At 66.8% G+C, this 23,506-nt stretch carries 22 protein-coding genes; 19 read left to right on the forward strand and 3 right to left on the reverse strand.

The genetic code is table 11. The features are described 5' to 3' along the window. Positions 1-12 precede the first annotated feature (12 nt). Complete coding sequence (locus C1706_RS09095; RefSeq protein ID WP_129458921.1) at positions 13-990, reverse strand: aldo/keto reductase; 978 nt, start codon at positions 988-990, stop codon at positions 13-15. A gap of 19 nt (positions 991-1,009) precedes the next feature. Next, on the reverse strand, positions 1,010-1,849 hold the full coding sequence (locus tag C1706_RS09100) for an undecaprenyl-diphosphate phosphatase (RefSeq protein WP_129458959.1): 840 nt from the start codon (positions 1,847-1,849) through the stop codon (positions 1,010-1,012). Positions 1,850-1,965: 116 nt separating this feature from the next. Here C1706_RS09100 and mshC point away from each other — a divergent pair, with 116 nt between their 5' ends. From mshC to C1706_RS09120, 4 genes are all read left to right on the forward strand, one after another. Next, positions 1,966-3,204, forward strand: a complete 1,239-nt coding sequence (mshC, locus tag C1706_RS09105) for a cysteine--1-D-myo-inosityl 2-amino-2-deoxy-alpha-D-glucopyranoside ligase (protein WP_129458922.1) — start codon at positions 1,966-1,968, stop codon at positions 3,202-3,204. A gap of 111 nt (positions 3,205-3,315) precedes the next feature. Next, complete coding sequence (locus C1706_RS09110) at positions 3,316-3,579, forward strand: phosphoribosyl-ATP diphosphatase (RefSeq protein WP_129458923.1); 264 nt, start codon at positions 3,316-3,318, stop codon at positions 3,577-3,579. Positions 3,580-3,605: 26 nt separating this feature from the next. After that, the gene (gene hisG, locus C1706_RS09115; RefSeq protein WP_431830695.1) at positions 3,606-4,451 is read left to right on the forward strand and encodes an ATP phosphoribosyltransferase; all 846 of its coding nucleotides are present in this window, start codon (positions 3,606-3,608) and stop codon (positions 4,449-4,451) included. After that, a complete protein-coding gene (locus tag C1706_RS09120; protein ID WP_129458925.1) occupies positions 4,448-4,885 on the forward strand; it encodes a PH domain-containing protein in 438 nt (145 codons plus the stop codon). The genes hisG and C1706_RS09120 overlap by 4 nt, the downstream gene beginning before the upstream one ends. A gap of 57 nt (positions 4,886-4,942) precedes the next feature. Here C1706_RS09120 and C1706_RS09125 read toward each other — a convergent pair whose 3' ends face one another. Further along, positions 4,943-5,440 carry a hypothetical protein gene (locus tag C1706_RS09125; RefSeq protein WP_164987498.1) on the reverse strand — a complete coding sequence of 166 codons (498 nt, stop codon included), beginning with the start codon at positions 5,438-5,440 and terminating at the stop codon, positions 4,943-4,945. 58 nt (positions 5,441-5,498) lie between these two features. Here C1706_RS09125 and C1706_RS09130 point away from each other — a divergent pair, with 58 nt between their 5' ends. The 15 genes from C1706_RS09130 to tyrS all read left to right on the forward strand — a co-directional run bounded on the left by C1706_RS09130 (position 5,499) and on the right by tyrS (position 22,461). Beyond that, positions 5,499-6,002: an SseB family protein gene (locus C1706_RS09130; protein ID WP_164987499.1), complete on the forward strand. Its 504-nt coding sequence runs from the start codon at positions 5,499-5,501 to the stop codon at positions 6,000-6,002. Positions 6,003-6,226: 224 nt separating this feature from the next. Then, the gene (infC, locus tag C1706_RS09135) at positions 6,227-6,928 is read left to right on the forward strand and encodes a translation initiation factor IF-3 (protein ID WP_129458928.1); all 702 of its coding nucleotides are present in this window, start codon (positions 6,227-6,229) and stop codon (positions 6,926-6,928) included. A gap of 70 nt (positions 6,929-6,998) precedes the next feature. After that, positions 6,999-7,193, forward strand: coding sequence for a 50S ribosomal protein L35 (gene rpmI / locus C1706_RS09140; protein WP_129458929.1), 195 nt, complete (start codon positions 6,999-7,001; stop codon positions 7,191-7,193). Between the two features lie 41 nt (positions 7,194-7,234). Then, positions 7,235-7,600, forward strand: a complete 366-nt coding sequence (rplT, locus tag C1706_RS09145) for a 50S ribosomal protein L20 (RefSeq protein WP_129458930.1) — start codon at positions 7,235-7,237, stop codon at positions 7,598-7,600. Positions 7,601-7,725: 125 nt separating this feature from the next. Further along, positions 7,726-8,547 (forward strand): TrmH family RNA methyltransferase, encoded by an 822-nt coding sequence (locus C1706_RS09150; RefSeq protein ID WP_129458931.1) that lies wholly within the window; start codon positions 7,726-7,728, stop codon positions 8,545-8,547. Between the two features lie 17 nt (positions 8,548-8,564). Further along, complete coding sequence (gene pheS, locus C1706_RS09155; protein ID WP_129458932.1) at positions 8,565-9,674, forward strand: phenylalanine--tRNA ligase subunit alpha; 1,110 nt, start codon at positions 8,565-8,567, stop codon at positions 9,672-9,674. After that, positions 9,671-12,229, forward strand: a complete 2,559-nt coding sequence (gene pheT / locus C1706_RS09160) for a phenylalanine--tRNA ligase subunit beta (protein WP_129458933.1) — start codon at positions 9,671-9,673, stop codon at positions 12,227-12,229. The genes pheS and pheT overlap by 4 nt, the downstream gene beginning before the upstream one ends. 117 nt (positions 12,230-12,346) lie before the next feature. Further along, the gene (locus C1706_RS09165) at positions 12,347-14,872 is read left to right on the forward strand and encodes a DEAD/DEAH box helicase (protein WP_129458934.1); all 2,526 of its coding nucleotides are present in this window, start codon (positions 12,347-12,349) and stop codon (positions 14,870-14,872) included. An 81-nt stretch (positions 14,873-14,953) separates the two neighbouring features. After that, positions 14,954-15,982 carry an N-acetyl-gamma-glutamyl-phosphate reductase gene (gene argC, locus C1706_RS09170; protein WP_129458935.1) on the forward strand — a complete coding sequence of 343 codons (1,029 nt, stop codon included), beginning with the start codon at positions 14,954-14,956 and terminating at the stop codon, positions 15,980-15,982. Then, the gene (argJ, locus tag C1706_RS09175; RefSeq protein WP_129458936.1) at positions 15,979-17,133 is read left to right on the forward strand and encodes a bifunctional glutamate N-acetyltransferase/amino-acid acetyltransferase ArgJ; all 1,155 of its coding nucleotides are present in this window, start codon (positions 15,979-15,981) and stop codon (positions 17,131-17,133) included. The genes argC and argJ overlap by 4 nt, the downstream gene beginning before the upstream one ends. 5 nt (positions 17,134-17,138) lie before the next feature. Further along, positions 17,139-18,032: an acetylglutamate kinase gene (argB, locus tag C1706_RS09180; RefSeq protein ID WP_129458937.1), complete on the forward strand. Its 894-nt coding sequence runs from the start codon at positions 17,139-17,141 to the stop codon at positions 18,030-18,032. Then, on the forward strand, positions 18,029-19,192 hold the full coding sequence (locus C1706_RS09185; RefSeq protein ID WP_129458938.1) for an acetylornithine transaminase: 1,164 nt from the start codon (positions 18,029-18,031) through the stop codon (positions 19,190-19,192). The genes argB and C1706_RS09185 overlap by 4 nt, the downstream gene beginning before the upstream one ends. Continuing rightward, positions 19,189-19,692 (forward strand): arginine repressor, encoded by a 504-nt coding sequence (locus C1706_RS09190; RefSeq protein ID WP_284690562.1) that lies wholly within the window; start codon positions 19,189-19,191, stop codon positions 19,690-19,692. The genes C1706_RS09185 and C1706_RS09190 overlap by 4 nt, the downstream gene beginning before the upstream one ends. Continuing rightward, the gene (argH, locus tag C1706_RS09195; RefSeq protein ID WP_129458939.1) at positions 19,689-21,104 is read left to right on the forward strand and encodes an argininosuccinate lyase; all 1,416 of its coding nucleotides are present in this window, start codon (positions 19,689-19,691) and stop codon (positions 21,102-21,104) included. Before C1706_RS09190 ends, argH begins: the two co-directional genes overlap by 4 nt. Positions 21,105-21,195: 91 nt before the next feature. Then, entirely contained in the window at positions 21,196-22,461 is a 1,266-nt protein-coding gene (tyrS, locus tag C1706_RS09200; protein ID WP_129458940.1) for a tyrosine--tRNA ligase, read from the forward strand. The last annotated feature ends 1,045 nt before the right edge of the window (positions 22,462-23,506 follow it).

Below are 23,506 nucleotides of genomic sequence, written 5' to 3' on the forward strand. Positions count from 1 at the left end.
TCGGAGGGCCCCCTAAAGGTCGCGAGCCTCATTGGGCCCACCTGAGACGTCGTCGAGAGCACGAGCGATCTCGGGGGGCAGCGTCATGTCCTCGGCCTCCAGGTAGGGCTCCAGATGAGCGGCTGATCGGACGCCGAGAAGGGGAGCGGTGACGCCGGGGGCATCCCGCACCCACACATAGGCGACCTGCGCTGGCGTCATACCCAGTCCGTCAGCGGCCTTGGCGACGGCCTCGACGACGGCCCGGGAGCGCGGCTCCAAGTAGGGCTCCACGTACCAGTGGAAGTGCTGAGTGGCGCCGCGGGAACCGCGTGGCACTCCCGTTCGGTACTTGCCGGTCAGGACGCCTCGTCCTAGAGGTGACCAGGGAAAGAACCCCATCCCGAAGTGCTGCAATGCGGGGAGTACTTCTACCTCTGCGCGGCGGGCCAACAGCGAGTACTCCACTTGGTTGCTGACGATCGGCGCGCGGCCAGGAACGGCGCGCTGCCAGGTGGACGCGGTGGCGGTCTGCCACCCGACGAAGTTGGAGACCCCGACGTAGCGAGCCATGCCGGAGGTGACGGCGAAATCCAAGGCGGCAAGGGTTTCATCGAGGGGTGCGTGCCCCCAGGCATGCACTTGCCACAGGTCGACGTAGTCGGTGCGCAGTCGCTCCAGCGACCCCCGCAGATCGTCCAGAAGGGCTGCCCGAGAGGTGTCGACCACCCGGGCGCCCTCCCGGAATACGAAGCCGGCCTTCGTGGCGATGACGAGGTCCTCGCGCTGAACATCGGAGCGGAACATGCGCCCTAGCAAGCGTTCGGCTTCGCCACGCCCATAGGCGGGGGCAGTGTCGATCAGGGATCCGCCAGCGTCGACGAACCGGTGCACGCAGGCGCGGGCATCCTCGGCGTGGGTGTCACGGCCCCAGGTCATCGTGCCCAGGCCAGCCCGGGAGACCGTCAGACCGCTAAACCCGACGCTGCGCTCGCCGAACGTCGCCCCCATCGCCACTGTGGTCTCCCGATCAGATCGGGGAGACGACGTTGGTCAACAACAGCACCACGATGATCGCGGCCAGCACGATCCGGTAGATGACGAATGCGGTGAAGTTGTTGGTGGCGACGAACTTCAGCAGCCAGGCGATGGACAGGTAGGCGATCGCGAAGGACACCACGATGCCGATGATGGTGGCTGTCCAGCCCACGCCGCCGGGAGCGGCGATATCGGAGGCCGCAGAGATGGCTTGATAACTACCTGCTGCCACCAACGTGGGGATGCCGAGGAAGAAGCTCATGCGCGTGGCGGTCACGCGGTCAATGCCCAAGAAGAGTGCGCCGGAGATGGTGGCACCCGAGCGGCTCACGCCCGGCACCAAAGAGAAGCACTGAATCAGGCCCAGCAGAGCCCCGTCCTTCCAGGTGATGGTGTGCTCGCCGCGGTCCTGCTTGCCGAAACGGTCCGCGCAGAACATCACCACGCTCCACACGAGCAGGCCACCCACCACGAACCACAAGGAGCGCAGGGGCCCTTCGATGAGGTCCTTCAATGCGAAGGCAATGACGGCGGTCACGAGGAAACCCGCGATGATGGCCCAGCCGAGGTGGAAGTCGGGGCCGCGCTTGTCCTTGTTGGCCAGCCCCGAGAACCAGGCACCCGCGATGCGGACGATGTCGGAGAAGAAGTACACGATCGACGCGATCATCGCCCCGATCTGGGTGATGGCGGTGTAGGCCGTGACCGACGTGTCGTTGATGGGCAACCCCATCAGGCTCTCGACGACGGTGAGGTGCCCGGTGGAACTGATGGGGAGGAACTCCGTCACGCCCTCCACGACGCCCAAGATGACCGATTGCCACCATTCCAACATGCGCTGTTTCTCCGCTCGTTCGCCGAATCAGACAACTCAGCGTAGCCCGGCCGAGCGCGACTAGGCTGTCACGGGCGCGGCATCGAGCCGCCCACCAGTCGCGAGGAGAATGCATGAAGGCGTGGTCCCGTCCCGAGATTCCGACGCTGACGCCTGATCCGACGTTGCCCCGCGTCCACGATTCCGCGTCCGGCACCGCGCTCGCTGTCGGTGCCGGGGATGGTCCTGCCCGCATGTATGTGTGTGGCATCACGCCCTACGACGCGACCCATCTCGGACACGCCAACACCTATGTCGCCTTTGATCTGTTGTACCGCATCTGGCTGGACGCAGGCCGCGAGGTGATCTACACCCAAAACGTCACCGATGTGGACGACCCCCTCCTGGAGCGTGCCGAAGCAACCGGTGTCGCCTGGCAGGATCTGGCCGCCGACCAGATCGCGTTGTTCCGCAGCGACATGGAGGCCCTGCGGGTTGTGCCTCCCACCCATTACGTGGGGGCTGTGGAGTCCATCGACTGGGTGATCGCCATGGTGCAGCGACTCATCGCCGCCGGGCTTGTCTACCAAGTCGACGATCCCGAGTACCCCGACTGGTATTTCGCCTCCACGCAGGCTCCCACGTTCGGCGAGGTGGCCCACCTGGACCGTGCGCAGGCGCTGGCAATCTTCGGCGAGCGCGGGGGTGACCCGGATCGACCGGGCAAGCGAGATGCCTTGGACTGCCTCGTCTGGCGGCTGGAGCGTCCAGGGGAACCCGCCTGGGACTCGTCGTTGGGTCGCGGACGACCGGGGTGGCACATCGAGTGCTCGGCTATTGCCCTGCACACCCTCGGCGAGCAGTTCGACGTGCAAGGAGGAGGCTCAGACCTGGTGTTCCCGCATCACGAGATGAGCGCTGCGGAAGGGACGTCGCTGTCTGGGCAGCCCTTCGCCCGCGCGTTCGCGCACGGGGGCATGGTCGGTTACGAGGGCGAGAAGATGTCCAAGAGCCGTGGCAATCTCGTCCTGGTCTCACGCCTCAGGGCCGCCGGGGTGGATCCGATGGCGATCCGCCTGGTACTGCTGGCCCACCACTACCGCAGCGATTGGGAGTACACCGCCGCAGATCTCGACGCGGCTCAGGCGCGCCTGCTCGCCTGGCGTGGTGCGGTCGCCGCAGCGGCGGCGCTCCCTGCAGGCCCCACGATCGCCACCCTGCGCGCGGCGCTGCGCGATGACCTGAATGCGCCGCAGGCCCTCGCCGCCGTCGACGCATGGGCTGCCGCGTCGTCGGCCATCGATGGAGATGACGTGGACGCGCCCGCAGACATCGCACAAGCCCTCGATGCGCTCCTGGGCGTCCGTCTGTAGAACGGGTGAGGTTCGGCGCGCTCGCGCGAAGGCGCGGCGAGGCGGTCGCTGTGTGTCCGCCCGTCCGCCCCGGCGCGGCGTCTGGGGCTTACGCCACTAGACTTCGGCTACGTGAAGACGTTCGAGGAACTGTTCGCGGAACTATCCGCTAAAGCCGAGGCGAGGCCAGCCGGATCCGGCACCGTCAAGGAGTTGGACGCAGGCGTCCACGCGATCGGGAAGAAGATCGTGGAGGAGGCCGCCGAAGTGTGGATGGCGGCCGAGTTCCAGTCCGACGCTGAGGCGTCCGAGGAGATCAGCCAACTCCTGTACCACGTACAGGTGATGATGATCGCCAAGGGGCTCACCCTCGCTGACGTCTACCGCTACCTGTGAGGGGAACGACCGTGAACGATCGCCCGCTGCTGCGCATCGCGCTACCCAACAAGGGCTCCCTGGCCGAGGCCACGCAAGCGATGCTTCGCGAGGCCGGCTATGCCCAGCGCTCCGACAGCAAGGATCTGGTCCTCCTCGACGAGGCCAACGGTGTCGAGTTCTACTACCTGCGCCCGCGTGACATTGCGGTGTACGTGGGGGAGCGGACGCTCGACCTGGGATTCACTGGCCGCGACATGCTCCTGGACTCAGGCGCTGACGCTGAGGAAGTCCTCGCGCTTGGGTTCGGCGGAACCCGCTTCCGCTTTGCCGCACCGGCTGCGTCCGGGTGGACGGTGGCCAACCTGGCGGGCCAGCGGATCGCGACCTCCTACTCGGGGCTGCTGGGCGCCTACTTGGAGCGCCAAGGCGTCTCGGCTCGACTGATCAAGCTGGACGGTGCCGTGGAAAGCGCGGTGCGTCTGGGTGTGGCCGACGCCATCGCCGACGTGGTCGAGACCGGTTCCACCCTGAAGCGAGCGGGGTTGGAGGTCTTCGGTGAGCCGATCCTGGCCTCCGAGGCCATTTTGATCCAGCCGCGCGGAGCGCAGGAGCCCGCTGGGCTGGGATTGCTGCTTCGCCGCCTGGCTGGGGTCATGACGGCGCGCAACTACAAGATGGTTGACTACAACATCGCCGCAGACAAACTGGAGGTTGCTGCGTCCGTCACTCCCGGCATCGACAGCCCCACCGTTTCGCCGTTGGCGCGCGAGGGCTGGTTCGCGGTGCGCGCCATGATTCCGGCCAAGCAGGCGCCCCTCATCATGGATGAGCTGTGGGAGGTCGGTGCTGAGGGGATCCTGGTCACCGACATTGCGGCGTGTCGGCTGTGAGTTCGCCTGAGGAGTTCGAGGCGCATCCGCATCTGTTGCGCAGGCAGGCGCTGATCTGGACGGTCGTCATGTTCGGCGCCGCTCTCTTCGGCTGGTTCAGCCTTCCCGCCGCGATCCGGGGCATGTTCACGCTGCCGCAGACGCTGACGCTGCTGTTCTTCCTCGCGTTCATGCTGGGGATCGTGTGGGTAGTGGCCAGCGGTTTTGTTCGCGCGGACGCCGAAGGGCTCTGGGGGCGCAACGGGTTTCGCCGCTACCGGTATCGCTGGGACGAGGTGGAGTCCATCCGCTATCGCGACAGCGACCACTGGCCGTTCGTCGAACTGAATGATGCGACGGACCGACCGATACTGGGCATCATGCGCTCTGACGGCGATGCGGCGCAGGGGAAGGTCGATCAGCTCCGCGCGTTGGCTACGCGACCCTCCGCCTGAGGGAAAGCTGCTGCGCGAGGGAAAGCGACTGCGAGGTGCCACTCCCGCGCCGGCCGATCAGTTGATGCCGCGCTTGCGTAGCAGTTCGCTGATCTCGTCGAACTCGGATTCACCGCCAGCGGCCGGTGGTGCCGCCGCAGGTGCGGGACGGGAGGCCGGTGCGGAGGTGCTGGTGGCGGGCAGGCCGGGCGAGGCTGGGTGCCCGTTGGAGGCCGCCTGCTTCTCGGCTTTGGCTGCCGCACGGCGATCCTTCGCCGACTCGGACGGGATCAAGCGGCTCCCCACCAGGAGCAGGGCTCCGATGCCGCCCAGGACCAAGCCGACCCATTGGATCGGGGTGAACTGCAAGCCGTTCCACCAGGCATAAAGCGAACGGGCGGCGCCCTCGGCTGCAGAGCCGAGCCCGGCGAGGTAGATCGCCATGGGGAGCAGCGTCAGCCCGATCCACCAAAAGACGGTCTTGACCTGCGCGCGACGCCAGATCAGGGCGGTAATGATGACGCACACCACCGTGGTCACGCTGGCGATCAGGAGGTGGATGAGGTTCGCGTCCATGCGCTCCAGCCTACGGGGTCGATTTGGGGTGAGGTCGCCGATGTGCCAGCGTGGGCGCATGAAGACGTTGGGGCAACCGAATGCTGCCTTCGCCGGGGACCGGGGGGATCCCGATCCCGCCCTGCGAACGATCCTGGCACGGGCCTACGACGGCGACGTGGCGTATCCCCGCGCCATCGCGGCGTTATGCACGGCTCGCCTGCTCCTCCCGATCGTGGCGGCGGGCGACGAATCCGGCGATGGGCCTGATCCCGACCGCGTGGCAGAAATGGCGGCGGTCCTGGTCCGCTCTGAGTCCGGTGACACGGCTGTGCCGGTCTTCACCGGCCTGGACGCCTTGACGGTGTGGAAGGCGGACGCCCGCCCTGTCCCGTGCACGCTGGACGATGTGGCGGCCACCGCGGTGGAGACGAGTTCGACGGCGATCCTGATCGACCTGCCTGGCCCGCACCCGGTGGTGATTGAACGCGAGCTAATTGACCAGTTGGCTCAGGGGCGGCGACTCGTGGAACTGCCAGACGGCGGCTTCGGCTGGATGTTCCGTGAGGCGCCGACGGCCTGAGGTGCGGCAGGAGTTGGGGTAGCGCCCACCTTCGGTTAGGATGGAGCAGTTCGACCACCTGATTGAGGTGCGTCCGATGTAAGCGGAGTTTCCAAGCTCCCACCTGCACGATCGATGATCGTCGGGTTCTGTCGGTGCCCCGGAGTGATCCGGGTGAGTGCCGCGTGCTTGGGCCTCCGCATGCTGCGGGGGCCTTTTTCGTGGTCGGTCACCCGTTTCAACGTATGGAGGAACCCATCAGCACTGAACCGCGCATCAATGAGCGCATTCATGTGAACGAAGTCCGCCTCGTCGGCCCCAACGGCGAGCAGGTGGGCATCGTGCGCATCGACGACGCCTTGCGTCTGGCCCGAGAGGCAGATCTCGACCTGGTCGAGGTGGCCCCGATGGCCCGCCCTCCCGTCGCCAAGCTCATGGACTACGGCAAGTTCAAGTACGAGTCGGCACAGAAGGCACGTGAAAGCCGCCGCAACCAGGCGAACACGGTCATCAAGGAGATGAAGCTTCGTCCGAAGATCGACTCCCATGACTATGAGACCAAGAAGGGTCACGTCGTCCGCTTCTTGCGTGGCGGCGACAAGGTCAAGATCACGATCATGTTCCGCGGTCGCGAGCAGAGCCGACCCGAACTGGGCTTCAACCTGTTGAAGAAGCTCGCCAATGACGTCGCCGAGGACGGGACGATCGAATCCCAGCCCCGGCAAGACGGCCGCAACATGCTGATGGTGCTCGCGCCGACGCGGAAGAAGGCAGAGGCGCGCGAGCAGGAGAAGGCCGATAAGGCGGACAAGGCTGCTCAGCGTCAGGCCGACGCGGAGGCCGAGGCGCGGGAGCAGGCAGAGATGCGCGCCGCACACCAGGCCAAGGCTGAGCCGAAGAAGAAGCGCGGTCCGGCCGACAATCTGGATCCCGATATCGACGTGTAGGGTTCCGCCCCACGACCAGGGCCTTGACGGTCCACGAACGCGAGTTCACGAGAAGAAAGAGAGCGGCGACATGCCGAAGATGAAGACCCACTCGGGTGCCAAGAAGCGGTTCCGGGTCACCGGAAGCGGCAAGATCATGCGCCGTCAGGCGGGCAAGATGCACCTGAACGAGCACAAGCCCACCAAGCGCACCCGCCGGTTGAGCGGCGATGTCGTGCTCAGCGCGGCCGACGTCAAGACGGCGCGCAAGCTGCTCGGCAAGTGAGCCGAACCACCCACTAGGCATTTCAACAAGGAGATTCGATCATGGCACGCGTCAAGCGCGCAGTGAACGCGACGAAGAAGCGTCGCGAGGTTCTGGACCAGGCGTCCGGTTACCGGGGGCAGCGTTCGCGCCTCTACCGCAAGGCGAAGGAGCAGCTGCTCCACAGCGCGACCTACAGCTACGCGCACCGCAAGGACAAGAAGGGCGACTTCCGTTCCTTGTGGATCCAGCGGATCAACGCGGCTGCCCGCGCCAACGGCATGACGTACAACCGATTTATCTCGGGCCTCAAGGCCGCTGGCGTTGAGGTTGACCGCAAGATCCTCGCGGATCTGGCCGTGACCGACGAGAGCACGTTCGCGTCGTTGGTCGAGTTGGCCAAGGCGAACCAGCCTGCGGCTGCCTGAGAGGGCACTTCTCGACGCTGCGCGGCAGCCCCGGCCACGGCTGGGTGCTGCCGCGTTCGCGTCCCCACAGGGCTTGCTTCAAGGCTCTGTTGGTGCGGTAGTGATGGTGAGAGGAAGGAACGGCCATGACGCAGGATCGTCTGGAACTCGATGAGGCCAGTAAGTCCGTGTTGCGGGAGTCGCGCGCGTTGTTGCGCGGCAAAGAGCGACGCGCGCAGGGCCGTTTCCTTGTGGAGGGGCGCCAGGCAGTGCGGGAGGCGCTGCGCGGTGACGCCGTGGTCTCTCGGCTGTTCGTCCGTTGGGACAGCGCCCGTGACAACCGCGATCTCATCGACCTGGCGCGCTCTGGCGGGGTTCCGGTCCACGGTGTGAGCGAGCAGAACCTCGCCACGATGTCAGACACGGTGACCCCGCAAGGTGTCATCGCTGTTGCGGGCTCCATCGACGTTCCCCTGGAGCAGGCGCTGAGCGGGGCTCCCCGGCTGGTGGTCGTGTGCGACCAGATCCGTGATCCGGGTAATGCTGGCACCGTCATCCGGTGCGCCGACGCCTTCGGAGCCGACGCCGTGGTGATGTCGACCGATTCGGTTGACCTGCACAACCCGAAGGTGGTTCGTGCGAGCGTGGGCAGCATCTTTCATCTGCCGATCGTTGTGGGGGTCGAGTTCTCTGGTGCGCTGCAAGCGTGCCGTGACGCGGGCCTGCAGGTCTTCGCGACCGATGGCGAGGCGGAAGCCACCTTGGTGGATCTGGGAGCCGAGTTGGCCGCGCCCACAGCGTGGGTGATGGGCAACGAGGCGTGGGGTCTGCCCGATGAGCATCGTGAACTCGCCGACCGGGCGGTGGCCGTTCCCCTGTACGGTCATGCTGAATCTCTCAACTTGGCGACGGCCGCCGCCATCTGTCTCTACACCTCCGCCAGCACGCAACGCGCAACCGGACACTGAACCGACAAGGAGGGCCCATGTCAGGGCCGAATGACAACTACGATCCCAAGCAAGTGGCCGCGTTGAGCGCCGAAGCGTTGGAGGCGATGGTCGCCGACGCTGAGGCAGCCTTCGCCGCCGCGACCACCACCGCTGACCTGAAGGCGGCACGGCTTGCCCACGTGGGCGAGAAGTCGCCCATCGCGTTGGCGAACCGCGAGATCGGTGCGCTGCCTCCCGCCGCGCGCAAGGACGCCGGACAGCGGATGGGGCGCGCCCGGGGGCAGCTCAACGCGGCGTTGGCGGCCCGTCAAGCCGACGTCGAGTCCGCCGAACTGGAGGCGGCCCTGGCGTCGGAGTCGGTGGACGTGACGCTGCCGGTCGCCTTGGCACCCGAGGGTGCCATCCACCCGATCACCGGGCTGATGGACCTCATGTCGGACGTGTTCGTCGCCATGGGCTGGGAGGTCGCAGAAGGGCCGGAGGTCGAGGCCGAGTGGCTGAACTTCGATGCCCTCAACATCGGACGCGATCACCCCGCCCGGGGGGAGTCCGACACGATCTTCGTCGCCCCGGCCGGGGTTCACCGCGTCCTACGGACCCACACGTCACCGGTGCAGATCCGTTCGCTGCTGGAGCGTCCGTTGCCCGTCTACGTCGTGTGCCCTGGCACCGTGTACCGGGCCGATGAGTTCGATGCCACGCACGTGCCGGTGTTCCATCAGATCGAGGGCCTCGTCGTGGACAAGGGCATCACCATGGCTCACCTGAAGGGGACCCTGGACCACCTCGCCCAAGCGATGTTCGGTGATGTCCGGACGCGTTTTCGCCCCAACTACTTCCCGTTCACTGAGCCCAGCGCCGAGATGGACCTGGAGTGCTTCGTCTGTCACGGGGCTTCCGTGGGGAACCCCGACGCCCCCTGCCGGACCTGCCGCAGCGAGGGCTGGATCGAATGGGGCGGCTGTGGCGTCGTCAACCCGCGCGTCCTGACGGCTGCCGGAATCGACCCGGAGGAGTACACCGGTTTCGCCTTCGGGATGGGGATCGAACGCACCTTGATGTTCCGCAATAACGCCGCTGACATGCGCGACATGGTCGAAGGAGATGTCCGGTTCAGCCGGGCGCTGAAGGGAGAGGCCCGATGAGGGCGACGAAGAGCTGGATCGCCGAATACGCCGCGCTTCCCGACGATCTCAGCGGGCGTGACCTCGGCGAGGCCTTGGTGCGCGCTGGCCTGGAAGTCGAATCCGTCGAGACGATCGGTGGGGACGTCAGCGGTCCGGTCGTGATCGGCCGCGTCCTCGGGTTCGTGGAAGAGCCGCAGAAGAACGGCAAGGTCATCCGCTGGTGCCATGTCGACGCCGGGGCGCAGCATGCCCCCCAGGACGCGCCCGCTCCGCTGGAGCGTGGGGGGATCACCGCCCCGCTTCAGGGGGAGGACGGCCCCTATTGGCCGCGCGGGATCGTGTGTGGGGCGAGCAACTTCAACCCCGAGGATCGGGTGGTCGTCGCCCTCCCGGGCAGCGAACTGCCCGGTGGTTTCGCTATCGCCTCCCGCAAGACCTATGGCCACATGTCTGACGGAATGATCTGCGCCGAAGACGAACTGGGTCTGGGCTCGGATCATCAGGGCATCATCGTGCTCCCGAGCACCGACGCGGAGGGTGTTGCCTGGACGATCGGCGCGGGCGCGCTGGACGCCATGGGCGTGGTGGACGACGTCTTGGAGATGCCCATCACCTCCGACATGGGGTACTGCCTGTCGGTGCGCGGGTTGGCCCGTGAGGCCGCCCAATCCCTCGACGTCGCTTTCACCGATGTGGTGTCGCTCCCGACGCCCGCCGCGCATGCGGACGGCTACCCGGTGCGCTTGGAGACCCCCGCCAGCGGGCTGTTCGTCGCGCTCACGGTGGAGGGGTTCGATCCGAGCGCCGCAACACCGGACTGGATGCGGCAGCGTCTCACCGCGGCAGGGATGCGCTCGCTGTCCCTGAGCATCGATGTGTCGAACTACGTGATGCTGGAGACCGGCCAACCGAATCACTGCTACGACGCGGACGCCCTGCGTGGCCCCCTCGTGGTGCGCACGGCCGCCGCAGGCGAGCATCTGGTGACCTTGGACGACGTCGATCGGACCTTGGACCTGGCCGACGTGGTCATCGCCGATGATCGAGGCCCGATCGGTCTGGCGGGCATCATGGGTGGCCAGGACACCGAACTGCGCGACACCACGACCCGCATCGTGATCGAGGCTGCGCACTTCGACCCGGTGACGGTGGCTCGGTCATCGCGGCGTCACAAGCTCAGCAGCGAGGCTTCCCGTCGTTTCGAACGCTGGGTCGACCCGGGGGCGGCCTACAGTGCGGCTCGCCGCGTGGCCGATCTTTTGATCGAGTTGGGCGGGGGAGCCTTGGTGGCTGAGACGGTTGCCGGAGCGGTCCCGACGATGCCGACGCAACGCATCGAGGTGGGGTTGCCCGAACGCGTCCTGGGAATGCCGATCCCCGCAACGACGGTGGTGGAGGTCTTGCGTCGCTCAGGGGTCGAGGTGACCGATGAGGGCGCAGCGCTGACGCTGGTGCCGCCGACGTGGCGGTTCGACCTGGTCGATGCCTACGACTATGTCGAGGAGGTCGGCATCAAGGTCGGATTCGACCACTTGCCGTCCGTGGTGCCGCCCGCACCCGTGGGCGGCGGCCTCACCCGCGAGCAGATGGCCCGGCGTGCCCTCCTGCGCGCTCTGGCTGCCGCCGGTTTCGTGGAGGTGCTCACGTTCCCGTGGGCATCGGAGGCCGACCTGGATGCCCTGGGCTTGGACGCGAGCGACGAACGACGCGCCACCGTCCGCCTGGTCAACCCGTTGGCGGACACGGCGCCCCTGCTGCGCACGAGCCTGCTGCCGGGCCTGTTCGGCGCCGCGCAGCGCAACGCGTCGCGCGGCGTCGACGACATCGCCTTGATGGAGATCGGCCGCGTGTTCTTCACCTCCGGCGATGCGGCATCACCGGAGCCCGGCGTCAGCGAACGCCCCAGCGATGCCGTGCTCGACGAGATCGCCGCGACGTTGCCGCAGCAGCCGCGTCACCTCGGTGCCGTGGTGGCCGGGGCGTGGCGTCCGGCCGGGTGGCAAGGGCCTGCGGAGCCTGCAGGTTGGCAGCAGGTGTTCGGGTTGGCGGAGTTGGCGGCACGTACCGTCGGCGTGTCATTGGAGCGGCGTCCGGCGACGCGTGCGCCCTGGCATCCCGGGCGTTGCGCGGCGCTCGTCGTGGACGGTCAGGTGGTCGGCTATGCCGGCGAGTTGCACCCCGCCGTCATCAAGGCGTTCTCGCTCCCGGCGCGCACGGCGGCGCTGGAACTCGACGTGGATGCGCTGATTGCTGGCGTCGGTGGCCCCGGGTCCCTGCCTCTGGTCTCGGGTCATCCGGTCGCCAAGGAAGACATCGCCTTGGTCGTCGACGAGGCGGTGACCGCCGCCCAGGTGGAGTCGGCGATCACCGCGGGTGCAGGCGAACTGCTCGAGTCGGCGACCCTGTTCGACATCTATCGGGGCGTCCCGGTGCCAGCGGGCAAGAAGTCGATGGCGTTTGCTCTGCGCTTCCGCGCTCAGGATCGGACGCTGACCGCCGAGGAGGTCGCGCTCGCCCGTGAGGCGGCGATCACCGCTGCCGGACAGGTGGGGGCAACGCTTCGCGCTGAGTGAGCGTCGTGTGCTGAACCCGGGGGTCTCGTCTGCGTGTAGGCGGGGCCCCCGGCGTCGGGTCAGGGTGCGGTGGTGCGCGTCCGGGTGTCGCGTACCGCGTGAGAGCATGGGAGGGATATGACGATCCTGGATTACGTGCCGTCCGCCGGGCACCGAGACGACCCCGACGCCGTGTTCGAGCGGTTCAGTGCGTGGGCCGGACGCGACGGGCTTTCCCTGTACCCGCACCAGGACGAGGCGCTGATCGAGATTCTCAGCGGGGCGAACGTCGTGGTGACCACCCCCACCGGTTCTGGGAAGTCACTGATCGCCACCGGGGCCCACTTCGCGGCCCTCAACTCCGGTCGTCGCAGCTACTACACCGCTCCGATCAAGGCCTTGGTGAGCGAGAAGTTCTTTGCTTTGGTGGACGCGTTCGGCGCCGAGAATGTGGGCATGGTCACCGGGGACGCCTCGGTGAACCCCGAGGCGCCCATCGTGTGCTGCACAGCGGAGATTCTGGCCAACATCGCCTTGCGCGAAGGCCACGACGCTGAGGTCGGGCTGGTGATCATGGACGAGTTCCACTTCATCGCTGACCCCGATCGCGGCTGGGCCTGGCATGTGCCGCTGGTGGAGTTGCCGCAGACCCAGTTCGTCATCATGTCGGCCACGCTGGGGGACGTGACCCGCTTGGCGGACAGCCTGACCGAGTCGACCGGCCGGGAAACGGCCGTGATCGGTGGCGTCACGCGTCCGGTGCCGTTGACGTTTTCATGGTCGCTGGAGCCCATTCATGAGACCATCGCGAACCTCGTAGCGACCCATCAAGCCCCGGTCTACGTCGTCCACGGCACGCAAGCTGCGGCCGTCGAACGCGCTCAGGCTTTGCTGAGTCAAGGAGTCTCGGGGGCCGCTCACCGCGAGGAACTCGCCGATGAACTGCGCGGGTTCGCGTTCGCGTCCGGCTTCGGACAGAGCCTGGCCAAGCTGCTGCGGGCTGGCATCGGGGTGCACCATGCGGGAATGCTGCCGCGCTACCGCCGCCTCGTGGAGCGGCTCGCGCAGCGAGGCCTGCTAGGGGTGATCTGCGGGACGGATACGCTCGGGGTCGGGATCAATGTTCCGATCCGGACAGTGTTGTTCAGTGCGCTGACGAAGTTCGACGGACGCCGCCAGCGGGTGCTGCGCAGCCGCGAATTCCACCAGATCGCCGGGCGGGCAGGTCGCGCCGGGTACGACACGGTCGGTTACGTCGTCGCACAGGCCCCTGAGCACGAGGTCGAGAACGCCCGCATCGTGGCGAAGTTCGCCGACGACCCCAAGAAGCTACGGTCGGTTCGCCGCAAGAAGCCGCCGGAAGGATTCGTCAACTACACCGAGGCGACCTTCGCCAAGCTCATCGAATCCGAGCCGGAGGAACTACACCCTCGACTCAAGATCACCCACGGGCTGTTGCTGAACCTGCTGCAACGCGACGAGGACACCGGGGCGGCCGTGGTGCACCTGATCGATTCGATTCACCCCGACGCGACCACGAGGCGCCGACTCATCCGCCGAGCCGCGCAGTTGGCGCGATCACTCGTCCGAGCGGGCGTCGTCGAGCGGTTGGAGCATCCCACCGCGGGTGGGCGCCGGTATGCGGTCGCCGTCGACCTGCAGCGGGATTTCGCGCTCAACCAGCCGCTGTCGGCCTTCGCCCTGGCGGTCATCGAGACGCTGGATATGGAGACCCCCACCTACGCGTTGGATGTGGTCAGCGTCATCGAGGCGACGCTGGAGGATCCGATGGTGATCTTGCTGCAGCAGCAGTTCACGGCACGGGGTGAGGCCGTGGGGGAGATGAAGGCGGACGGCCTGGAGTATGAGGAGCGGATGGCCGCGTTGGAGGAGGTCACCTGGCCCAAGCCGCTGGCCGACCTGCTGACGCACACCCACCAGGTGTATGCCGCAGCTCATCCGTGGTTGTCGGAGACTCCGGTGAAGCCGAAGTCGGTCGTCCGCGACATGTATGAGCGGGGCATGCGCTTTGGGGAGTTCGTCGCCCACTACAAGGTGCAACGCAGCGAGGGGCTGTTGCTGAGGTACCTTTCGGACGCCTACCGCGCGCTTCGGCAAACGGTGCCCGAAGCCTCACGCACAGACGAACTGGCCGACCTCATCGCGTGGCTGGGCGAGGTGACCAGGCTGGTCGACTCCTCGTTGATTGATGAGTGGAACCGGTTGGCGTCCTTGTCGGCCAGCGACACTGCCGAGCCCGATGCCCCCAGTGAACCCTCGCGTCCGGTGACCGGAAACGAGCGAGCCTTCACGGTGATGGTGCGTAACGCGTTGTGGCGTCGCATCGAGTTGATGGCCAGCGATGACGTGGAGGCGCTGGCGAGCTTGGAGACGGCGCAGCCGGTCGTGATGACGCGTCCGCGGTGGGATGAGGCCCTGGGGGACTACTGGGATGAGCACGATGAGATCGGCACGGATCAGGACGCTCGTGGACCTGCCTTCTTCGCGGTGAGCAAGCGTGATCGAACGTGGCAGGTACGCCAGATCGTCGCCGACCCGGCGGGCAACCGGGACTGGGCTCTCCATGCATGGGTCGATCTCGATGAGTGCGACGCGGCGGGAGACCTCGTCTTGCATGTGACGGATTTCTCGCGTCAGGACTGATCCCTGCGGGGCAGTGTGGCGGGGCGTGGACACACCGAGCGCCGGTTTGCATCATTATGTTGATCGGCACATAATCATGCCATGATCAAGATCGCAGTCGCGGGCTGCACGGGCTATGCGGGCGGTGAACTGCTGCGGTTGCTGGCCGTCCGAGACGACGTCGAAATCGGCGCCCTGACTGCGAAGTCATCCGCCGGGACGATGCTGGGCCAGCACCACCAGCACCTCACCACGTTGCTCGAGCGCGAGGTGCTCGACACCACCGCGGAGAACCTGGCGGGCCACGACGTGGTCTTCCTGGCACTCCCGCACGGCGCGTCCGCAGAGGTCGCTGCCACCCTGGGGGACGACACCGTGGTCGTCGACGCTGGCGCCGACTTCCGCCTCGAATCTGCAGCAGACTGGGCGCACTTCTACGGCACCCCCCACGCAGGCACCTGGCCCTACGGTCTGCCCGAACTACCGGGCCAGCGCGAACGGCTCGCCTCAACGCGGTGCATCGCCGTGCCGGGATGCTTCCCGACGACCATCACCTTGGCCTTGGCGCCCGCGTTGCAGGCCGGTCTCGTCGACGGTCATGACGTGGTGGCCGTCGCGCCGACCGGTCCCTCAGGTGCCGGGAAGGCGCTCAAGCCTCACCTGTTGGGCGCCGAGTTGATGGGATCCGCGTCCGCCTACGGGGTGGGGGGAGTGCATCGTCACGTTCCGGAGATTTTGCAGAACTTCCGCAAGCTCGGGGCCGCCGCGCCGAGCATCTCCTTCACGCCCGTTTTGGTGCCGATGTCGCGCGGAATCCTCGCCACGGTGACGGCACCCCTCACCTCTCCGCTCAGCACGCGCGACGCCCGTGAGGCCTACGCCGCCGCGTGGGAAGGGGAACCGTTCGTGCGTCTGCTCCCCGAGGGATTGTGGCCCCAGACGCAGTCTGTGCTGGGGAGCAACTATGTGCACGTCCAGGTTGCCGTCGATGAGCAGGCCGGTCGCCTGGTCGCCGTCGCGGCCCTCGACAATCTCACCAAGGGCACCGCAGGTGGCGCCATCCAATCCATGAACCTTGCCCTGGGTCTCCCCGAAACCTTGGGCCTCACCACGATGGGAGTCGCCCCGTGAGCGTGACCGCAGCACGTGGCTTCGTCGCCGCTGGCGTCGCAGCAGGAATCAAACCGACCGGCAAGCGGGATCTTGCGCTCGTGGTGAACGTTGGCCCGCAGCGTTGCGCTGCCGGGGTGTTCACGAGCAATCGCTTCCAGGCCGCCCCGGTCGTCTGGTCGATGTCTGCCCTGGCCGGGGGCGAACTCGATGCCGTCGTCCTCAATTCGGGTGGTGCGAACGCCTGCACCGGCGCCGAAGGCCTGGCCGACGCCTCAGCGATGGCTGAGGCGACCGCAGCTGCCGTGAACACCGAGGCGGGGCGGGTGGCGGTGTGTTCGACCGGTCTCATCGGCGTCCGGCTCCCCTTGGACGCGATCCGTGGGGGAATCGCCGATGCGGCTCATCACGCGTCCGCCGATGGGGGAGCGGCGGCCGCCGAAGCCATCATGACGACCGATACGGTCAGCAAGCAGGCCGCCGTCACCAGCGAGGCTGGCTGGACGGTGGGCGGCATGGCCAAGGGCGCCGGGATGCTGGCACCTGCCCTGGCCACCATGCTGGTCGTCATCACCACCGACGCCGACCTCACTCCCGAGCAGGCGGACGCCGCCCTGCGCGCTGCCACACACGTCACCTTCGACCGCACCGATTCCGATGGGTGCATGTCGACCAATGACACCGTCCTGCTCCTCGCCAACGGAGCCTCCGGGCTCGTGCCGGATCAGGAGGCGTTCACTGAGGCGTTGACTGGCGTCTGCGCCTCCTTGGCGCATCAGTTGCTGGCGGACGCCGAGGGATCCAGCCATGACATCGCCGTCACCGTGACGCATGCCGCCACCGAGGAGGACGCCCTCGAGGTGGCGCGGGCCATCTCCCGCTCCAACCTGTTCAAGACGGCGATCTTCGGCAACGACCCGAACTGGGGTCGCGTCCTGGCCGCAGCGGGGACGACGCGGGCGACCTTCGACGCCGAGGCTGTCAGCGTGAGCTTCAACGGCGTCACGGTCTTCCGGACCGGCGGGCTAGGGGAGGACCGTTCCCTGGTCGACCTGACGCCACGCGAGGTGAGCGTGGAAGTGGATCTGGCTGCCGGGTCGACGTCGGCCACGATCTGGACCAATGACCTCACCTACGCCTACGTGGAAGAGAACGCGGAGTACTCCTCATGAGCCCGATGACCACACGCACGGCGCAACTGCAAAGCGAGATCTATACCAAGGCCGGGACCCTCATCGAGGCGTTGCCCTGGCTGGAGAAGTACGCCGGGAAGACCGTGGTGATCAAGTACGGCGGCAATGCCATGACCAGCCCCGAGTTGAAGAAGGCGTTCGTCGAGGACGTCGTGTTCCTGCGCCAGTGCGGGGTGCGTCCGGTCGTCGTGCATGGGGGCGGGCCGCAGATCAACGCGATGCTGCGACGCCTCGACATTCCCTCGGAGTTCCAGGGAGGGCTGCGGGTCACCACCCCTGAGGCGATGGAAGTCGTCCGGATGGTGCTCGTGGGTCAGGTGGGCCGCGAGTTGGTCGGGTTGCTGAACGTGCACGGGCCCCTCGCCATCGGGATGTCCGGCGAGGATGCCGGCTTGTTCACCGCGCAGCGGCGGGGGACTCTCGTTGATGGGCACACCGTCGATCTGGGACGCGTCGGCGAGGTCGTCGACGTCAACACGGGGGCGATCGCCGACCTCATTGAGGCCGGACGCATCCCCGTTGTCGCCAGCGTCGCTCCGGATGCGCATGGGTCGGTGCTCAACGTGAACGCCGATACCGCCGCGGCCGCCTTGGCTGCAGCACTGGACGCGGCACGCCTGCTGGTCTTGACCGACGTGGAGGGGCTGTACAGCAATTGGCCTGACACGAGCGAGATCATCGCCTCCATCACGACGACGGAACTGCGGGCGATTCTGCCGTCGCTCGCCTCCGGCATGATCCCGAAGATGGAGGCCTGCTTGGAGGCAGTGGAGGCCGGCGTGCCGTTGGCGACGATTGTGGATGGACGCCGACCGCACTCGTTGCTGTTGGAGATTTTCACAGACGAAGGAGTCGGAACGATGGTGGTTCCCGCATGAGCACAATGATGGAGCGGTACGGCACCGCGATGATCAAGGCATTCGGGACCCCGCAGCGCGTCCTGGTCCGCGGCGAGGGCCCCTACGTGTGGGACGCGGAGGGAACCCGCTACCTGGATCTTTTGGGCGGAATCGCCGTCAACGCGCTGGGACATTGCCATCCGCGTCTGGTGGCGGCGATCGCTGAGCAGGCCGCGACGCTGATGCATGTCTCGAACCTGTTCACGACTCCGCAGCAGATCGAGTTGGCCGAAAGGCTTGATGCGCTTGTGGGTGGCGGACGGCATGCTCGGACGTTCCTGACGAACTCCGGCTCGGAGGCGAATGAGGCGGCGCTGAAGATCACGCGCCTCACTGGTCGCCACAAGATCATCGCCATGGAGGGGTCCTTCCATGGCCGGACGCTGGGTGCTTTGTCGCTGACCGCGACCGCGAAGTACCGCTTGCCCTTCGAGCCGCTCCCGGCGGGGGTGACCTGGGTTCCCTATGGTGATGCCGACGCGTTGGCGGCAGCGCTGGACGACGAGACGGCCGCGGTGATTCTGGAGCCGATCCAGGGCGAGAACGGGGTGGTGGAGCCACCTGCGGGTTACCTGCAGTTTGCTCGGGAGCAATGCGACGCGCACGGTGCGCTGCTGTGGTTCGACGAGGTGCAGACGGGGATGGGACGCACCGGGGCGTGGCTGGAATCCGCAGCCCAGGGTGTCCAGGGTGATCTGGTCACGTTCGCCAAGGGGCTCGGCGGAGGCTTCCCCATCGGCGCTTGCGTGGCCGTGGGGCAGGCGGCTGATCTGATCCAGCCGGGGCAGCACGGGACGACGTTTGGTGGCAACCCGCTGGCCTCTCATGCGGCGTTGACGGTGTTGGACATCATCGAGTCCGAGGGGCTCTTGCTGCATGCGGAGCGCACGGGAGCGTGGCTGGCGTCCTCGATCGAGGCTGTGGGCTTGCCGCAGATTGATCATGTGCGGGGGCGGGGCCTGCTGCGGGGCGTCGTGCTGACCGAGCCGATTAGCGCCGATATTGCCCGGCGGGCGCTGGAGCGCGGGTTTATCGTCAATGCTCCGCGTCCGGATGTGCTGCGTTTGGCGCCGCCGTTGATCGTCACCACCGATGATCTTCAGCCGTTCATTGACGCCTTGCCGGATCTGGTGGCGTGAGCGAGCGGCCCCAACTGGGGACGAAGGCGGCACGGCAACGGCGGATCGTGGAGTTGCTGATGCGCCGTTCGATTCGGTCGCAGACCGAGTTGGCGGATCTGCTGGCGGACGAGGGGTTTGCTGTCACCCAAGGGACGCTGTCGCGTGATCTGGTCACGGTGGGCGCCATCCGGCTGCGGGCCGCCTCGGGGGAACTGGTGTACGCGGTGCAGGACGTTGAGGCGGCCGACATCGGACGGGCTCGTGCGCGGCTGGCTCGACTGGCGGCCGAGCTCTTATTGAGTGCTGAGGCGTCCGCGAACTTGGCGGTCCTCAAGACGCCGCCGGGGGCGGCCCAGTTTCTCGCTTCGGCGATCGATCGGGCGTCGTGGGACAGCGTGCTGGGTACGATCGCCGGGGACGATTCGATCCTGCTGGTGAGCCGCGACCCTCTCGGGGGTGCGGCGCTAGCCGAGGAAATGCTCATGTTGGGTGCAGGCGGTAAGGAGAACGAGGGATGACCGAGGCTGGACAAGGGCGGCTGTGGGGCGGTCGCTTCCAGGGTGGGCCCGCCGAGGCGATGTTCGCCTTGTCGAAGTCGACACAGTTCGACTGGCGCCTGGCTTATCTCGACATCGCCGGGTCGCGCGCTCACGCCCGCGCGCTGCACCGAGCGGGATTGCTTTCCGACACCGAGTTGGAGCAGATGCTCGCGGCGCTGGAGCAGTTGGACGCCGACGTGGCCTCCGGCGCGTTCGTTGCCGCTGAGACAGATGAGGACGTCCATGGTGCGCTGGAGCGTGGCCTCATGGAGCGGGCCGGTCATGAGTTGGGGGGACGCCTGCGGGCAGGGCGTTCGCGTAACGACCAGATCGCGACGTTGATCCGGCTGTATCTGCGCGACGAACTGCGAACCATCTCGCTGGGGGTTGCTGACGTGGTCACCGCGCTGGCGGGCCAGGCTCGCACCCATCTGGGTGTTCCCATGCCGGGGCGCACGCACCTGCAGTCGGCCCAGCCGGTGCTGTTGTCGCATCATCTTCTGGCGCACGCCTGGCCGCTGCTGCGCGATCTGGATCGAATCCGCGACCTGGATGCCCGGTTGGCGCTGTCGCCCTATGGTTCGGCCGCGCTTGCGGGCACGTCGTTGGGGCTGGATCCGGAGTTCGTCGCCGCAGAGTTGGGGTTTGACGGGTCGGTTCCCAACTCCATCGATGGGACGGCGGCACGCGACCTGGTGGCCGAAGCGGCCTTCGTGCTCGCCATGATCGGTGTGGATCTTTCCCGGGTGAGCGAAGAAGTCATCCTTTGGTCGACCGTCGAGTTCGGGTTCGCGAAGCTGGACGACGCGTGGTCCACTGGCTCTTCGATCATGCCCCAGAAGAAGAACCCCGATGTCGCAGAGTTGGCTCGGGGCAAGGCCGGTCGGTTGATCGGTCATCTCACGGGCCTGTTGGCGACCCTTAAGGGTCTCCCGCTGGCGTACAACAGGGATCTGCAAGAGGACAAGGAGCCGATCTTCGACGGCCTTGACCAACTGCGGGTGCTCCTTCCGGCCGTGGCGGGCATGATCGCCACCTTGGACTTCCAAACCGGCCGCCTCGCTGAGCGTGCCCCGCAGGGTTTCTCGCTAGCCACCGATGTCGCGGATTGGCTGGTCAAGCAGCGCGTTCCCTTCGCTGAGGCGCACGAGATCGCGGGCAAGGCGGTGCAGTACTGCGAGCAGCGCGGTATCGAACTGACGGATCTGACTCCCGAGGATGTGTCCCAGATCGATCCGCACCTGACGCCGGGTGTTTTGGAGGTTCTCAGCGTTGAGGGTTCGATCAATGCGCGCGACGGGCGCGGCGGTACGGCCTTGGCGCGGGTGACCGAGCAACTGGCAGAGGCTGAGCAGACGTTGGACGCGCATCGTCATTGGCTGGCTGACTGAGCAGCCCCCGCCCTTGGGTCACGGGGCAGGGTCTGGGTTCTGCGGTGGCGTCGTGCCGCAGGGCGCAAGGCCCTCCGCTAGGTTGGAGGGCGTGAACGTACTGATCGATGAACTGCAGTGGCGCGGGCTGATCGCCCATTCGACGGATCTGGACGCCTTGAGCGCCCACCTTGATGCCGGATCGGTCAGCAGCTATGTGGGATTCGATCCGACGGCCCCCAGCATTCACATGGGAAACCTGGTCCAACTGATGGTCCAGAGAGCCCTCCAACGCGCGGGGCATCAACCGTTTTTGCTGGTCGGTGGTTCGACGGGGCTGATCGGTGACCCCAAGCAGGCCGGCGAGCGCGTCATGAATGACGAGGAGACGGTCCGCGGATGGGTGGAGCGTATCCGGGCCCAGGTGGGCCGCCTGATTGACTTGGACGGCGAGCGGGGTGCACGCCTGGTCAACAACCTTGACTGGACGCGCACCATCAGCGCGTTGGATCTCCTGCGCGATGTCGGCAAGCACTTCTCCGTCAACCGGATGTTGGATCGCGAGGTGGTGAAGTCTCGCCTCGAGGCGGGGATCAGCTACACCGAGTTCAGCTACGTGCTGTTGCAGTCGTTGGATTTCCGTGAGTTGTACCGGACCTACGGCGTCACCATGCAAACGGGGGGCTCTGACCAGTGGGGCAACATCACCGCTGGTATCGATCTCATCCGGCGTTCCGAGGGCGCCCGGGCTCATGGGGTGGGCACCCCCTTGCTCACCAAGGCTGATGGGACGAAGTTCGGCAAGACGGAGTCGGGGACGGTGTGGCTGGATCCCGAGATGACCTCGCCCTACGCCTTCCACCAGTACTTCCTTAATGCCGAAGATGCCATGGTGGTCGCCTACCTCAAGGTCTTTAGCGAGCGCCCCCGAGAGGAGATCGAGGAGATCGCACGGCAGTCGGCTGACAAGCCACATCTGCGCATCGCTCAACGCGCGTTGGCCGACGACATCACGGACCTCGTGCATGGCCGCGCGGAGCGTGAATCGGCCGCCGCTGCGGCCGCCGCCCTGTTTGGGCAAAGCGAACTCCACGATCTGGACGCACGCACGCTAGCGGCCGTGGCGAAGGAGCTGGACGCCGCACCGGTGGCCAACGCGACGCAGCTTCCGAGCGTGGTCGAAGCTTTGGTTGCTACCGGGGTTGTGGCCTCGAAGTCGGCTGCTCGGCGCACGATTGACGAGGGGGGTGCCTACGTGAACAACGTGAAGGTGACCGATCCCGAGGCGGTGCTGTCCAGCGACGATCTGCTTCAAGGGCGATTCGTCGTGGTTCGCCGTGGACGCAAGACAGTGGGGGCGCTCGCCCTCACCGACTAGCGCTCGCGTGCTGGCGTCCCTCGACGGTGGCTTCGGCACTACGGCACCAGCACGTCGACGCCGGCACTCCGGCGCCACTGCGTCGACGTCGGCACCTCGGCACCAATGCGCCGACGTCGGCACACTCCGGTGCCAGCACTTCGACGTCAGACCGCAGGTACCGACAGCCCGACACCCGGAAGTCCCGCACCAACAGTCGGACGTGAGAACTCCTGTACTGACGGTCCAACGCCCGGAACTTCGCCGGCACCACTTCAACATCAGCACTCGGTCACCGTTCGGCCGCCCGTCGTGTGGGGTCGGTGACTTCCTCACTACGACAAGGGCTCCCAGACAGGGGGCCCTTGTCGTGTCTAGGGATTTCCCCTTCTCGTGTGCGAAGGCTTGCCCAGCCTCCTCATGTGCGAAGGCTTTCCCAGCTCGTCCCGCATCCGGCGATGCGGGAACGTCACGTTCCCGGTACCAGTGAGGTTCGCCGCGAACCCGCGTCCTGCTGATCCCCGGAAGGCAACAGTCGGGACCGCCCGGCTGGGAACCCGGTTGCCCATCGCCGGGAACCCGCGTTGCCCATCAACGCGGAGAGGCCCCACGCGCCTCGTGCTGGGCCGCCCGGGATTCCAGTAGGCCGAGCTTGGGTGGGCCCCGCACAACCAGTGCCCCGTCTAGCCAGTACCCCGTCTAACCAGTACCCCGTCTAACCAGTGACCGCGCAAACCGATGCCCCGCGAAGGTAGCCGCCCGCCCCGCCCCTCCGATCCCGCCCCGAACCAGGCACCGGCCACAGTGATTCGCTCCCCTTTGCCGAGCGGCACCCCGGGCACCGAGGTGCCGCAGATGCTCCCTTCCCGCCACATCCGAAGCCTTGGCAACCGTGTTGCCGGTTGTGGGGTGGGGTTTGGTGGGGTTGGTGGTGGGTGTGGGGGTGGTTGATTTGGTGGTGGGTTGTGGTGGGTGTAATGTTTCTCAAGCGCTCGGGGGCTGGTTGAGCTTCGGTTTGAGGGTTCTTGGGTGTCGCGTTTGGTGCTGTTTGGCCTTGTGTTTTGGG

It is taken from the genome of Propioniciclava flava (genome assembly GCF_004126535.1).
In the GTDB taxonomy this organism is placed as follows: domain Bacteria; phylum Actinomycetota; class Actinomycetes; order Propionibacteriales; family Propionibacteriaceae; genus Propioniciclava; species Propioniciclava flava.

What these genes read in the sequence shown, in the direction of transcription:
- C1706_RS09095 (WP_129458921.1), bottom strand. Translation starts at nt 990, where the DNA reads ATGGGGGCGACGTTCGGCGAGCGCAGCGTCGGGTTTAGCGGTCTGACG.
- mshC (WP_129458922.1), top strand. Translation starts at nt 1,966, where the DNA reads ATGAAGGCGTGGTCCCGTCCCGAGATTCCGACGCTGACGCCTGATCCG.
- C1706_RS09125 (WP_164987498.1), bottom strand. Translation starts at nt 5,440, where the DNA reads ATGGACGCGAACCTCATCCACCTCCTGATCGCCAGCGTGACCACGGTG.
- C1706_RS09130 (WP_164987499.1), top strand. Translation starts at nt 5,499, where the DNA reads ATGAAGACGTTGGGGCAACCGAATGCTGCCTTCGCCGGGGACCGGGGG.
- infC (WP_129458928.1), top strand. Translation starts at nt 6,227, where the DNA reads ATGGAGGAACCCATCAGCACTGAACCGCGCATCAATGAGCGCATTCAT.
- rpmI (WP_129458929.1), top strand. Translation starts at nt 6,999, where the DNA reads ATGCCGAAGATGAAGACCCACTCGGGTGCCAAGAAGCGGTTCCGGGTC.
- rplT (WP_129458930.1), top strand. Translation starts at nt 7,235, where the DNA reads ATGGCACGCGTCAAGCGCGCAGTGAACGCGACGAAGAAGCGTCGCGAG.
- C1706_RS09150 (WP_129458931.1), top strand. Translation starts at nt 7,726, where the DNA reads ATGACGCAGGATCGTCTGGAACTCGATGAGGCCAGTAAGTCCGTGTTG.
- pheS (WP_129458932.1), top strand. Translation starts at nt 8,565, where the DNA reads ATGTCAGGGCCGAATGACAACTACGATCCCAAGCAAGTGGCCGCGTTG.
- pheT (WP_129458933.1), top strand. Translation starts at nt 9,671, where the DNA reads ATGAGGGCGACGAAGAGCTGGATCGCCGAATACGCCGCGCTTCCCGAC.
- C1706_RS09165 (WP_129458934.1), top strand. Translation starts at nt 12,347, where the DNA reads ATGACGATCCTGGATTACGTGCCGTCCGCCGGGCACCGAGACGACCCC.
- argC (WP_129458935.1), top strand. Translation starts at nt 14,954, where the DNA reads ATGATCAAGATCGCAGTCGCGGGCTGCACGGGCTATGCGGGCGGTGAA.
- argB (WP_129458937.1), top strand. Translation starts at nt 17,139, where the DNA reads ATGACCACACGCACGGCGCAACTGCAAAGCGAGATCTATACCAAGGCC.
- C1706_RS09185 (WP_129458938.1), top strand. Translation starts at nt 18,029, where the DNA reads ATGAGCACAATGATGGAGCGGTACGGCACCGCGATGATCAAGGCATTC.
- argH (WP_129458939.1), top strand. Translation starts at nt 19,689, where the DNA reads ATGACCGAGGCTGGACAAGGGCGGCTGTGGGGCGGTCGCTTCCAGGGT.